General features: G+C 42.6%; 11 protein-coding genes. 6 read left to right on the top strand and 5 right to left on the bottom strand.

Features of this window, described 5'->3' with window-relative positions; all coding sequences use genetic code 11:
• Positions 1-9: 9 nt before the first annotated feature.
• On the bottom strand, positions 10-957 hold the full coding sequence (locus V7K32_RS11430) for an aldo/keto reductase (RefSeq protein WP_334993196.1): 948 nt from the start codon (positions 955-957) through the stop codon (positions 10-12).
• 226 nt (positions 958-1,183) lie between these two features.
• Complete coding sequence (locus tag V7K32_RS11425) at positions 1,184-1,408, bottom strand: hypothetical protein (protein ID WP_334993194.1); 225 nt, start codon at positions 1,406-1,408, stop codon at positions 1,184-1,186.
• A 915-nt stretch (positions 1,409-2,323) separates the two neighbouring features.
• Between V7K32_RS11425 and V7K32_RS11420 the strand changes: the two genes are divergently transcribed.
• On the top strand, positions 2,324-3,481 hold the full coding sequence (locus V7K32_RS11420; RefSeq protein WP_334993192.1) for a sensor histidine kinase: 1,158 nt from the start codon (positions 2,324-2,326) through the stop codon (positions 3,479-3,481).
• Between the two features lie 112 nt (positions 3,482-3,593).
• On the opposite strand, the gene V7K32_RS11415 is transcribed toward V7K32_RS11420, so the two are convergent.
• A complete protein-coding gene (locus V7K32_RS11415) occupies positions 3,594-4,415 on the bottom strand; it encodes an Rpn family recombination-promoting nuclease/putative transposase (protein ID WP_334993190.1) in 822 nt (273 codons plus the stop codon).
• Positions 4,416-4,685: 270 nt separating this feature from the next.
• On the opposite strand from V7K32_RS11415, the gene V7K32_RS11410 reads away from it, so the two are divergent.
• From V7K32_RS11410 to V7K32_RS11395, 4 genes are all read left to right on the top strand, one after another.
• Positions 4,686-6,119: a BCD family MFS transporter gene (locus tag V7K32_RS11410; protein ID WP_334993188.1), complete on the top strand. Its 1,434-nt coding sequence runs from the start codon at positions 4,686-4,688 to the stop codon at positions 6,117-6,119.
• 63 nt (positions 6,120-6,182) lie between these two features.
• On the top strand, positions 6,183-6,989 hold the full coding sequence (locus V7K32_RS11405) for an inositol monophosphatase family protein (protein WP_334993186.1): 807 nt from the start codon (positions 6,183-6,185) through the stop codon (positions 6,987-6,989).
• A gap of 341 nt (positions 6,990-7,330) precedes the next feature.
• On the top strand, positions 7,331-7,900 hold the full coding sequence (locus tag V7K32_RS11400; RefSeq protein ID WP_334993184.1) for a hypothetical protein: 570 nt from the start codon (positions 7,331-7,333) through the stop codon (positions 7,898-7,900).
• Positions 7,901-8,006: 106 nt separating this feature from the next.
• A complete protein-coding gene (locus V7K32_RS11395) occupies positions 8,007-8,963 on the top strand; it encodes an MDR/zinc-dependent alcohol dehydrogenase-like family protein (protein ID WP_334993182.1) in 957 nt (318 codons plus the stop codon).
• Between the two features lie 76 nt (positions 8,964-9,039).
• On the opposite strand, the gene V7K32_RS11390 is transcribed toward V7K32_RS11395, so the two are convergent.
• Together V7K32_RS11390 and chlG are read right to left on the bottom strand one after the other, a co-directional pair.
• The gene (locus V7K32_RS11390; protein WP_334993180.1) at positions 9,040-9,327 is read right to left on the bottom strand and encodes a hypothetical protein; all 288 of its coding nucleotides are present in this window, start codon (positions 9,325-9,327) and stop codon (positions 9,040-9,042) included.
• Positions 9,328-9,410: 83 nt separating this feature from the next.
• Entirely contained in the window at positions 9,411-10,457 is a 1,047-nt protein-coding gene (chlG, locus tag V7K32_RS11385; RefSeq protein WP_334993178.1) for a chlorophyll synthase ChlG, read from the bottom strand.
• Positions 10,458-10,849: 392 nt separating this feature from the next.
• Here chlG and V7K32_RS11380 point away from each other — a divergent pair.
• Positions 10,850-13,104 (top strand): DUF4347 domain-containing protein (locus V7K32_RS11380; protein ID WP_334993176.1); only part of this gene is annotated, 2,255 nt, incomplete at its 3' end.

Below are 13,104 nucleotides of genomic sequence, written 5' to 3'. Positions count from 1 at the left end.
TCAAAAATACTACAGCCAAGGACGACTAACTAGTTCTAACTCTCCTATTTCATCGTCGCTCAATCTCCAACCCAAAGCACCAGCATTTTGCCGCACCTGTTCGGCTGTCTTCACCCCAGCAATGGGAATAACGTTCCCCTGAGCAATTAACCAGTTAAGAGCAACTTGAGCAGGGGTGCGATCGTATTTTTCTCCGAAGTTGCGTAGCAAAGATATAACTGGGGCAATTTTTTGCAGACCTTCTTTCTTAAATCGCGGGTCTATTTTCCGCGCACCAGTGGGGATTTCAGTACTATCAATACTGTACTTACCTGTGAGTAATCCCTGCGCTAAAGGACTATAAGCCAAAATAGTCACACCCAACTCACGGGCAGTTGCTATAATACCTTTGCTTTCAACTTGACGAGTAAGTAAAGAATAGCGCACTTGGTTCACAGCCAAAGGCACTCCCCGGGTTGCCAATATTTGATGCGCGTCTCGCATTTGCTCTGCTGAGTAATTACTCACACCAACTGTAGCAATTCTGCCCCGTTTCACTTCATCTGCTAGGGCATTCATCAGAGTTTCTTGGCTTAAAAAGAAAGCAAAAGGCCAATGCACTTGGTACAGGGCGATTCGCTCAAGTTGTAGGCGTTTGAGGCTTTCTGTTAAAGCATCAGAGACAGATTGGGCTGTAAATCGCCACGGTACGGGGCCAAATTTTGTAGCGATTTGCACAGGTTGTTGTGTCTGTTGCAGAAATTCTCCCAAAAATTTCTCGCTTTTTCCCATTCCGTAGATTTCGGCAGTATCAAAGAAGGTGATACCAGCTTCTAAGGCTGCTGTAAAGGCTTCTTGTAACTCTTCTGGCCCATAGGCACTGCCATAATTCCAAAATAGTTTATCACCCCAAGCCCAAGTGCCTATGCACAAAGGTGTAACAACTGGGCCATTTTGCCCCAATGTGATGTTTTCCACGGTTGCAAAATTTAATTTATTTACATTTCTTTACTTTTATAGTGTATCGTTAGAGGCGATCGCCACCATTTGGCCGCAACTCTTATTATGCGACGCCGAATAGCCCATCGTAGACATTGCAGTTTGTATAAAGATTTACAAATTACACCTAACAATATATCTATTCTCAGAATTCAGGGAGGCTAATAACCCCCCTTTTATAATAGTTGAGTCTATTTACTTGTATTTAAGAATTAGATGATTTATCCTGCTTGGCTTTCTTGATTAATTCCATGTAGACATTAATCTCATTAATTTCTACGTCATGCTCAACTCTGGTTACTTTCCATTTTTCCTTTTTTAGGTAAACTTCCTCTCCTACTCTGGGAGTAAATTGGAGATCATAGAACTTTTTTAGAAAATCTTTTTGATTTTCTTCCCATAATATTACTTTTGGTACTTCTTTGTTCATTGCTTATGCCTTTTTGGTTACTAGATGAAGGTAAGTAGTTTAATGACATACATACGGCAAGTTTATCTTACTAACTTAAGGGAATAGCGTAGTTAAAACCACATTTTCACATTGATATTTTTATGTGGCCTAATTGCGTCATATAAAGTTACACTGCAATACCATAAATTTAGTAAATATTACTATTAGGTTTACTTGAAAATCTTTTTTACTGATATTTTTGCTTGGATTAGACGTATATCAAATAATCTTCATTAACTAAAGCGTCTGTAGGAGGATTTTTTACGATTCCTGCCAACGATAGTAGCCTTTAACCATTTTTAGGGCGCAAATTTTCGGTTAGTGCTGCCTATACAACACTTGATGGGTTTTGCTCTGGGTGATCTTTTAAGTATTGGTCAAGTTGTGGACACAACTTATCAGGAATATAGAGCGTCCGTTTCATTTTATCAGCCTTTGGAGGTACAACTATTGTTGTAACTTAATTGTACTTGCCGAAGTGCGATCGCTATTTTTTAACTAGTTCCTGCTCAATGTAATGTTATTACTTTCTTTGTCAAGTTATAATAACCTGCCTGATTGGGAACAATAAAAATGACACCTTTGGTGCTTTTGCCCCAAAAGGCATTTTATCGAGGAAGGCAGGAGGAAAACTGCTCGACACTTACGGACTCGCTCTTGGTGGCGCTATCTGTCTTACGCTGCGATAAGACCCCCATTAAATTCTCGTTCAGGGCTGCTAAATCAGTAGGCTGGCTCCGTCAATTTTTGGATCTCCTCTATCTCGCATTACACGTGCGATCGTGCAACAGAGTTAAAAACAATCACTTTACGCTTTGTTCTTATATGCTGGTCAATTCTTTAAGTAACTTAATTAAAAATTTAAATTTTTGGCTTCTCATTGTGGCGGCATTGATGGTTTTTACAGATAAGACAGTGTTACTGTTTCATTTTGTTTTTCTCTTGCTGTCCATCGGTGCATTTTATTGGAAATTTCGGGCATTTATTCTACATACAGTTTTTTGGGTTTTGCTCGATACTGTTTATGTATTATTGGCTGTCTACTCAGGCAAGACTCAAGCAGATGAGTTAATTGAGATTCCCCTTTTGACGACGATTTTAGTCCTAATTTTTCTAATTGCTCGACAAAAATCAAAAGCGGAAAAAAAAGCGATATTGCTAAATTCCGAGCTAGATAAAAAACTCAATGAACTGACCAATGCTAATAAAAAATTATCAGAATACAACCAATACATTCAGCAGACTCAGACACAGATTATTCAAGCGGAAAAGATGTCTGGTCTAGGTTTGATGGTGGCTGGCATTGCTCATGAAATTAACAATCCAGTTAGTTTTATTTATGGCAATATCAAATATGCCAAAGAGCATATTTCTAATCTCCTAACGCTTTTGCAGTTTTACCAGGAAGAATATCAAACGCCCAGCTCCCGCATTCAAGACTATATTGAAGAAATTGACCTCAGTTACACGACTGAAGATTTATCAAAAATTCTAGTCTCTATGAACAGTGGAGCCGAACGTATTCATCAAATTGTGTTATCTTTGCGGATTTTTTCTCGCCTGGATGAATCTCAAGTTAAAGTGGTTAATCTTGATGAGGGTTTGGACAGTAGTTTAGTTATTTTAGGGCATCGAATCAAAGAGGACATCATGATTACAAGGCAATATGCAAATTTACCTTTGATTGAATGCTATCCAGCTCAGTTGAACCAGGTATTTATGAATATTCTCTGTAATGCCTTTGATGTTCTGGAAACTAACCAAAACCAACAGAATAAGTGCATTGGCATCGAGACAGAGCTTGTAGATGTCGATCGGATTCAAATCAGAATCTGGGATAACGGTTCTGGGATTCCTTTAGAAATTCAGAAAAAGATATTCGATCCGTTCTTTACGACGAAGCCCATTGGGAAAGGCACTGGGTTGGGACTCGCCACCAGTTACCAGATTATTGAAAAACATAGAGGTACTATTAGGGTTTCTTCAGTACCCCATCAAAGAACCGAGTTTGTCATCACCCTACCAGTTCATTTGAGAAATGGGCGTTGCTGAATTCAGGGATGAATATATTAGACATTTGGTAGAAATTAAATATGCATCCAGAATCCTTGTAGATACGTAGGACTGCTACGTATCTACATTCATTTTCACTTACTATGTCTATTTATGTGCTTGACTGTGCGGCGATCTGGACAGCTTGTATATCAACATTGAGGTGTTGAGCAATCTGCTCCACACTCATCCCTGTTTTTAGTAACAGAGGCACAGTAAGTTTTAACATTTCAGCTTTCTGTTCTTCTCGACCTTCTTCTCGACCTTCTTCTCGACCCTCGGCTTTCGCTTCTTGATAAACCCTTGTTTGCTCCAAAGTCAGTCCTAGCATAGCTTCAACTTCCTCTCTACTTAACGAAGAAAACTTATAAACGGCGATTGTGGTTATGATGTCTAGTATTTCGTTTTTCGGCAGCGCGTCTGTTTCCTCTAATTTTACTCGCTGAATCAATTGCTTTGCTTGCTCTGCCATCACTTCATCCGATGCTAGAGTCAACTGCATCAAGTTGATGCCTATTGGCTGCTGATTAGTCACGCCTAACTCATCTAAATAGATTCGCTGCACTTGGTCGCTGTTGAGAAATATTCGATGAGTTTTTTGATCCCTTGGTTCCAAAGAGCGTGATGAAAAAATTACCACACAGAACCAATCATCGTACTGAGAACGATTCCGGTTCAGGTACATCAACGACTCGGTAAAGAACCGATGGTAAAGGGATTCATCCTTTTGGAATTGAACTTCAGCAAAAAAGATCGCTCTAGATGTTGCATCGTCTGGAGGTAAAAACACACCATCGATGCGAAAAGCGGTTTCTTTGACTTCAAGTGATTCAAATCGATAGTTTTGCCCTTGCAGAGGAGGATGATCAATCAGTTCAAAGAGTAACCCAGGAAAGCGCTTAAAAATTTGATAGTAAATGGAGTCTCGTTTCACTACTTCATCCTAAAATTCTCTCGTTATCCGTATGCGTAGCCCGTCGTAGACATCGCGGATTACGACCAAGCGATAAAAATTAATCCTAACTCGGCGCAAGCTTATGCTAATTGGGGATTAGAACTGCTTGCTAAATAACTGCGATCGCCTCTGGCGGGCAAAACACCATCGCAACTTCTACTTTTCGTTCGCTGATTTTGAGCGGGTAGGGTTTATCTTTATTTAAATAAGAGAGAAATTAAATTCTATAAACCATACGAAAAAGTATTTATGTCAAGCGGTGAAGTATTTGATACCAAAACAAAATCCCTATCTGTACCAAGGGTAAACCTGCTGACCATGTTCCGGCTGGGTTTATTTCAGATGGGGTTGAGTATGATGTCTATTTTGACTCTGGGCGTACTCAACAGAGTCATGATTCAAGAAATAGCAATACCGGCGACACTGGTTTCAGTAGTTCTAGCACTGCCTTTACTTGTTGCTCCTTCCCGTGTCTGGTTCGGCCAAATTTCCGATGCCAAGCCCTTATGGGGATACCACCGCACAGCTTATGTTTGGGTGGGAGCGGCAATATTTGCGATCGCAGCCTTTTTAGCTATACAAGTGATATGGCAGCTTAATATTGCTGCAAATAGTACCGGTGGTTGGGCATGGACAACCCAAACAATCGGCTGGATAGCGCTTTTGTCACTAATCTTCGCTATCTACGGTCTAGGAATTTCTGTTAGCGGTACTGCTTTTGCCGCTTTGTTAGTGGATATATCTGAAGAAGATAACCGTTCTAAAGTCGTCGGTGTGGTTTGGTCAATGCTAATGGTGGGAATTATTATTGGGGCAATTATTAGTTCCAAGTTACTAGAGCCATTAACACTAGGGGTTTCTATAGCAACTTTGCAGGCGGCGGTAAATAGGCTGTTTCTCGTCGTTCCCATAATTGTATTTGGGCTGGCGATCGCAGCCACATTCGGCGTAGAAAAAAAATACTCCCAATACTTAACCCGTTCCACATTAGTAAACCGAGAAGACAGTATAACTCTGGGCAAGGCTTGGGAAATCTTGACAGTTAGCCCGCAAACAGGTATATTTTTTACCTTTTTACTGGTGATGACTCTCTGCTTGTTTATGCAAGACCCAATTTTAGAACCTTATGCAGGTCAGGTATTTAAAATGCCTTTGGCTGAAAGTACCAAACTGAATGTTTTTTATGGAACAGGTGTACTGATTGCCTACGGTGTGAGTGGTTTTTTGATTGTGCCACGTTTAGGTAAGCAAAGAACTGCAAAACTAGGCTGTATATTAGTGGCATTTTGTACAGCATTACTTGGGATATCAGGCTTCACAGCTAATCCAGCTTTCCTGAAGCTAAGTTTAATTTTGTTCGGTTTAGCCACTGGTGTCTTAACTACAGCAGCAGTGAGCTTAATGTTGGATCTCACAGCAGCAGAAGCCGCAGGTACATTTATTGGAGCCTGGGGGTTAGCGCAGTCTGTCTCTAGAGGTGTCGCAGTGGTTTTAGGTGGTACTTTATTGGATATCGGTCGCAAGCTATTACCCAATTTAGTTTTAGCTTATGGACTGGTGTTTGCCCTAGAAGCAGTGGGAATGTTGGTGTCGATTTGGTTTCTGAATCGGGTGAACATCAGAGAATTTCAAACAAGTACAAAGCAAGCGATCGCTTCGGTTTTGTCAAGCGATTTAGACTAAACTGTATAGGGCATGAGGCATGGGACAAATGACAAATGACAAATGACAAATGACTAATAACCAATGAATGATTTTTGGACAACAATTTTAGATTTTGCCCAAACTACTACTACCAGAGTGGGCAAGCAGCTAATGCTAGATTTTGGGAAAGTACAAGCTGACCAAAAAGCTGATGGTAGTTTGGTAACGCAAGCAGATAAATGGGCAGATCAGGAAATTCGGGATGCGCTCGCTTCTAATTTCTCTGGTTACGGCATTTTGACCGAAGAGAGCGATCGGTCATTTCCCGGTACTGAGTGGTGCTGGGTAATTGACCCTCTAGACGGCACAACCAACTTCACACGCGGTATTCCTCTCTGGACAATATCTCTGGGTTTACTGTATCGAGGCACACCCATTTTTGGTTATGTTTACGCACCAACCTTGAATCAAGCTTTTCATGGTTTCTGGGCAGGTTCATCTGGTTTAGCAACACCAACAGGGGCATTTCTCAACAACCACCCCATCCACACTAGTATAGATAGTCCCAGCAACAATCACTTTTTTAACCTCTGTTCCCGTAGCACCGCAGTTATGCAGAACGGCTTTCCCTGCAAAATTCGCATGTTGGGTGTGGCTAGCTATAACTTTTTAACAGTTGCCACTGGGGCTACTCTCGGTGGTATTGAGGCGACACCAAAAGTTTGGGACTTAGCGGGGGCTTGGGTAATTGTTCAGGCTGCTGGAGGGGTCTGGTTATCGCTTAAATCAGAACCATTTCCTTTGTCACCAGGAGAAGATTATAGCGATCGCTCTTTTCCCACCCTTGTAGTTAGTCGCCCCGAATTAATTCCAGTATTTCAACCTTTTCTCGAAAGCGTAAAAATTTAATATAATAATTTATTGTGTATCTGAAAACACTAATTTTGTTAAGCGGCCTAGTGAGCGGCGACATAGCCGAAATTAAAACAATTTCCACTCTTGCCGAAGGCAGGCTTTGTGCGTTCGCAATTACGTTTTGTGACAGGGATTTAGCTTAGGCATTCAATTCACGCTGCTTGATAGAAGCAGGGGACTTAAACCCCCAAACTTTGTTAAAGTTAACAAAGTCCTAGTCAGACAGAGAAATAAAGCTGATAATAATCCTGAATTTAGTGCAATAACAATGTAGCAACTAATTTAAGTACAGTTGTGACTTCCATCACGCTACTTAATTTAGTATAAATAATTTTATGTTGTCTAATCTAGATTTAATTCGAGAGTTTGTGCAAAACTCTATTCATAAAAAAGAAGTTTTGTTGTCAAATCCTGCTTTGACAGCGCAAACAGTCTATAACACTAACCAACTGATAGCAAAAGCCGAAGGTGTGATTGCCACCGTCCAACTATCTAACACACTATCTGAATTCTGGATTTCTCCAAAATCATCCCAGTGGGAATTGATAAATCAGGCATTAGCAGAATATAGTTATCTTCTCAAAGGAGAAGTAGATAGTCGGGGTTTCTATCAGTATCAATACTGTGAAGTTCCCAAAGGCTATGAGATGCACTGTACTAAATCTGTACTTCTATGGCGATCTTGGTGGAAATATCGCAAGTATGCTTCAAGACTAGGGATTCCGTTGGAACTTTTAATTAGAAAACGAGATTCATGGTATCCAATTAGAGATTTAATTATTAGCGACGGACTTCTTTATATCAAAACTTTAGGAAATGAGATAGAACTTGACTCAAATGATCTGGTTACTTGGTTAAGCAAAATAGATGTCAAAAAGAAAGAAATACCTACTACAGAGACATAGGCGTGGGTAGGGCATATATTTGTAGGCTTATACAACCGATTGATTATTTTATAAAGATTTTTGAAAATGAGATGACAACATAATTAGGCAAAGGACGTGAAGAGGAATGAAAGGACTTTGGCTCGAAAACAACCAGTTGCAACTACGCACAGATATTCCAATTCCTGAACCACCACAGGGAGAAGCCTTAGTGCGCCTTTTGCGTGCGGGTATCTGTAATACTGACTTGGAACTGCTCAGAGGCTACTATCCCTACACAGGTATTTTAGGGCATGAATTTGTTGGTGTCGTTGAACAAGGGCCACAACAGCTAGTTAAACAACGCGTAGTTGGAGAAATCAACGCTGTGTGTGGGCATTGTCGGTTTTGTCGCAGAGGACAACCAACTCACTGTCAAAATCGCACAGTTTTAGGTATTGTCAACCGGAATGGAGCCTTTGGTGAATATCTCTGTTTGCCGATGGAGAACTTACATTTAGTACCTGATAATGTGCCAACAGAAGTAGCAACATTTACCGAACCTATAGCAGCAGCTTTGGAAATTCAGCAGCAAGTGGCATTGCATCCAGATGATCGGGTACTAGTGGTTGGAGATGGCAAACTAGGGCAGTTAGTAGCCCAGACACTTGCCCTAACTGGCTGTGAACTCTTAGCCGTGGGGCGTCATCGGGACAAACTGGCTAATTTAGAGAACCGGGGGATAAAAACGAGTTTAGCCGACACTGTTACAGATGGATATTTTGATATTTCAGTAGAGTGTACTGGCAACCCAGAAGGATTTGCGATCGCCCGTCGCGCCTTACGTCCTCGTGGTACATTAGTGCTTAAAAGTACTTATACTGGCAACCTCAGCCTAGATGCTTCTTCGTTAGTAGTAGATGAAATTACCCTCATCGGCTCTCGTTGTGGCCCCTTCGCCCCAGCCCTCCAGCTACTAGCTACAGGACAAGTTGACGTGCAACCTCTGATTCATGGCAGTTACCCCCTCATTGAAGGGATTGCGGCTTTTGAACACGCTCAGAGTCGCGGTGTTTTAAAGATATTGTTAGAAATTGGTCAATAGTGATTGGGGATTGGGCAATTCAATTTTAGATTGAAATTTAATCCAAAATCTAAAATCTAAAATTCTTACTCCCCAACTAATACAGATACGGATTCGTCTTTGGTTGATAGTCCAAACAATGGATTGCTTCTTCTGTATTGGCAATAGATGGGCGTACAGTACATTTAAGACGGTAATTGTCGGTAAAAAATTGGCAACCACTACAGGGTATTTGATGCATAAGCTTTGCTGTAGTCACACTATCTCGCGCCGCCGTCCAGAGACTCAAAACAACGAGAATAGTTACAGTCCAAGCAACGACAAAGCAAATCGGGACTAAAAAAGGTTGAATCCCATGAATGAGGAAAGATAGGAGTTGAAACACGATATGTGCTGATACAAATTAGGAGCTAAAAGTATATTAACTCCTAGCTCCTACTTTATAACTTCTGACTATAGAAGTATAAATTAAACGCCAGCATGACCCAGCGCTAAACCAGTGACGAGCATTCCTAGTACAAGGAAGGGTTGGGCGCTGGCTTGGTACTTAACATCATTCTTCACGGGGTCGCGCAGGAAATACATATCCTGCAAGGTGATTTGCGGAATTATTAACAGTATTAGTATTGTTGCATACAAATTTTCATGGATGCTGACGAGATAAGCTGCGATCAATCCTTGAAAGACATCAATTGTTACTACACAAATCCATGCCGCAGTGGTGATGCCAAACATTACGGGTAGTGAATTTAATCCTAACTGGCGATCGCCTTCTACACTCTTAAAATCGTTAACAATGGCAATACCCAATCCAGCCAAGCTGTAGAACATTGTCAAAATCACGATTGTGGAATTGAGATCGCCAAACAAAGCGTGTCCTGTAGACCAAGGTAGGGTAATATAACTTGCACCCAAGGCGTAGCTACCTAGCCAACCGTTTTGCTTGAGTTTTAGGGGAGGTGCAGAATAAATGTAGGCGATGAAAGAACCGATGAGCGCGATCGCTGTAATTGTCGGGAATTCATGACCAGACCACACATCCAGCGCAAATGCCAAAGCAATACCAGCAATGAGTAATACCCAAATCTGAATAATTACCTGTGGTAGGGGAATTGCTCCAGAGGGAATCGGGCGATAGGGTTCATTAATGGCATCGATTTCGCGATCGTAGTAATCATTAAGGATTTGAGTGTAACCTGTCATCAATGGCCCAGCCAGCAGCATACAGGTTGCTACCTTCAACACATTTTCCACTGTCCAAGTGTAGTTACCAGAAGAAGCCGCACCACAGACTACGCCCCAAATTAGGGGAATCCAGGTAATCGGCTTCATTAGCTGCAAACGAATTTTCCAAATTGAAGTTTCCCCAGACGCTGCACCTTTCATCCCCAGCAGTTGCCTAGTTTTCGCACTGCGCGAGGCAGATGCGATCGCTTTTTCGCTGAGATTATTCGCCACTGAGTCTAATGCCTCAGATGGGTTGGGGTCTGGGGTGATGGGAGTTGATTCTGACATAAGGTTTACTGATTAATTGGGAATTGGGCATTGGGAATGGGGCATTGGTGATTAAGTTTTTTCCCTATTCCCCATTTCCAAGAACTATTGCAAAAGTTTTTTGTGATCTGATAGGGTATTTTGCCTTTTGCTTAGTATTCTTGAGTTTAAGAATGAAATATTGTCAAGCCAGAAAACTATCTTCGACGAAATTTAAACCAGTTACAGGAGTTAGTCGCAGAACTTATCAGTTAACTAATTCTATAGGTTTAAGTCCCCCACAACTAATGCCTACATATTGCGTTTAATTACTTATTGACAAAAAATATTATTCTAATCTATTACGGTTACTATCCGTGTATGATTTTCTGGGATGATGTTGTCTTGTACCTTCTCCTTGGAAAGAAATTACGATGTCTTTTGAGCTTCCTCGGTTGGCTACCTCTTCTACTGATGTGCTGTCTCAAACCAGCCTCGCACCTGTCTTTGACAAAGCTAATTTGACGACTTCTTTAACGGGACTGCGACGATCGAGCCAATCTCTCTTGTTTGTCGATGGATCGGTGGCTGATTATCAGCAGTTGGTAGCGGGGGTGATTCCAAACACGGAGATTCATGTGCTTGATCCAGTGCAGGATGCTGTCACCCAGATTACCAACACCCTGCTGGGGCGGCAAAATATCACCAGTTTGCATATCGTTTCCCACGGGGAAGCAGGAGGGCTAGATTTTGGCAGCAGCGCCCTTAACCTAACCGATCTACCTCAGTACGCAGCCCAGTTAAAGACCTGGAGTAGAGCGCTAACCAACGATGCGGATATTTTGCTCTACGGCTGTAACGTTGCTGAAGGCAAACTCGGTCAGACGTTTGTCCAAAGCATCAGTCAGGTTATTGGAGCCAATGTTGCTGCCTCCAATAACCTGACAGGTAAAGATGGCGACTGGAACCTGGAAGTAACCACTGGTAAGATTGAGTCGCCTCTGGCCTTTGACCCCAAAGTTACCTCTGCCTATGCCCACGATCTGAATATTCTGGGTGAAACCTTCCAAGGCAGTGATGTCGCTAACTCCTCCTGGATCTACAACACAACGGGGACGCAACCGTTCCTGACTGCCCGTTCTACAACAGCAGCATCAACAGGCGGCATACCAGGTGGTGGCTCCGATCCCGTTAATTCAGGTGCATTGCGATTAACCTCTGCTGCCCAAAAAGAGGCATCCTTTGTAGTTTACAACCGCCCCCTTAACGCCAGCAGAGGTCTCTCCATTACGTTCAACATTCATTCCTATGGAGGCAATGGTGCCGATGGCATCACCTTCTTCCTCATTGATGGCAATGCCAACCCGACTCAAGCCGGTGCAAGTGGAGGATCGCTCGGCTATTCCAGTATGGGCAGCATACCTGGTCTTGTAGGCGGCTACCTCGGCGTTGGCTTTGACGAATTTGGCAACTTCTCTAACCCCGTATATGGTGCAGGTGGTCCAGGTGCTGTAGCTGATTCTATTGCAGTTCGTGGTAATCAAGCAAACAGCTATAAGTACCTGGCGGGAACGGGAACGCTCTTGCCAAATATTGATAATAAAACATCGGGCAACCGAGCAACTGCCCAGAAAAAGGTGCAGATTGATTTGACACCTGCCGGGTTGTTATCCGTCAAAATTGATTTGAACAATGACGGAGATTTCTCAGACATTAACGAAACTCCAGCAGCACTGCAAAATTATAATGTAGTTGCCAATAATGGCGCACTGCCATCTACATTCAAGTTCGGTTTCTCGGCCTCCACTGGCGAAGAAACCAACATCCATGAAATCACAGGGCTGGATGTTGATACGTTCGGTAGTGTGCCGTATACCCCTTTGGTCAACTTTACCAGCAGCAGTGCCTCAGTCAGTGAAGGAGCAGCTAGTTTAAACCTCACTGCCCAGATTGATGTGACAACCTCAAATACTGTTACAGTGCCGGTAACACTGTCGGGAACGGCAGCGGATGGAACAGACTACACACTCTCTAACAGTTTCATCACGATTTTGCCAGGACAATTGACTGGTAGCATCACCCTGAATCCGATTGATAACTTAGTAGCCGGGTCTAATAAAACTGCTGTGGTGACAATGGGAACGCCTACGGGTGCTCAACTGAGTCCTCAGAATAATATCTTTACAGCAACGATCATAGACAACGATTACTTTCTCTTGTGGCGCAATAGTGGTACCGGGGAGAATGCTGTCTGGCAACTTAATGACTTCACCCTGAAAAGCAATTACTTTTTACCCCCCGTGACTGATCCAAACTGGGAGATTGTGAGTACAGCCGACTTCAACCATGATGGCATTACTGACATCCTTTGGCGCAACAAGGCAAGCGGCGAGAACGACATTTGGCAGATGAATAGCACTGGTTTTGAAACCGACCACTTCATTACTCAGGTGCCTGATCCAAACTGGGAGATTGTGAGTACAGCCGACTTCAACAGTGACGGTACACCTGATATCGTCTGGCGCAACAAGGCAAGCGGCGAGAACATGATTTGGCAGATGAAGGATGACTTCACCCTGGAAACCGACCACTTGATTACTCAGGTGCCTGATCCAAACTGGGAGATTGTGAGTACAGCCGACTTCAACAGTGACGGTACACCTGATATCGTCTGGCGCAACAAGGCAAG

This window comes from Nostoc sp. (assembly GCF_036917635.1).
Taxonomy (GTDB): domain Bacteria; phylum Cyanobacteriota; class Cyanobacteriia; order Cyanobacteriales; family Nostocaceae; genus Nostoc.
The sequence above is the reverse complement of the archived record's forward strand: the minus strand, read 5'-3'. Positions and strand labels throughout refer to the sequence as shown.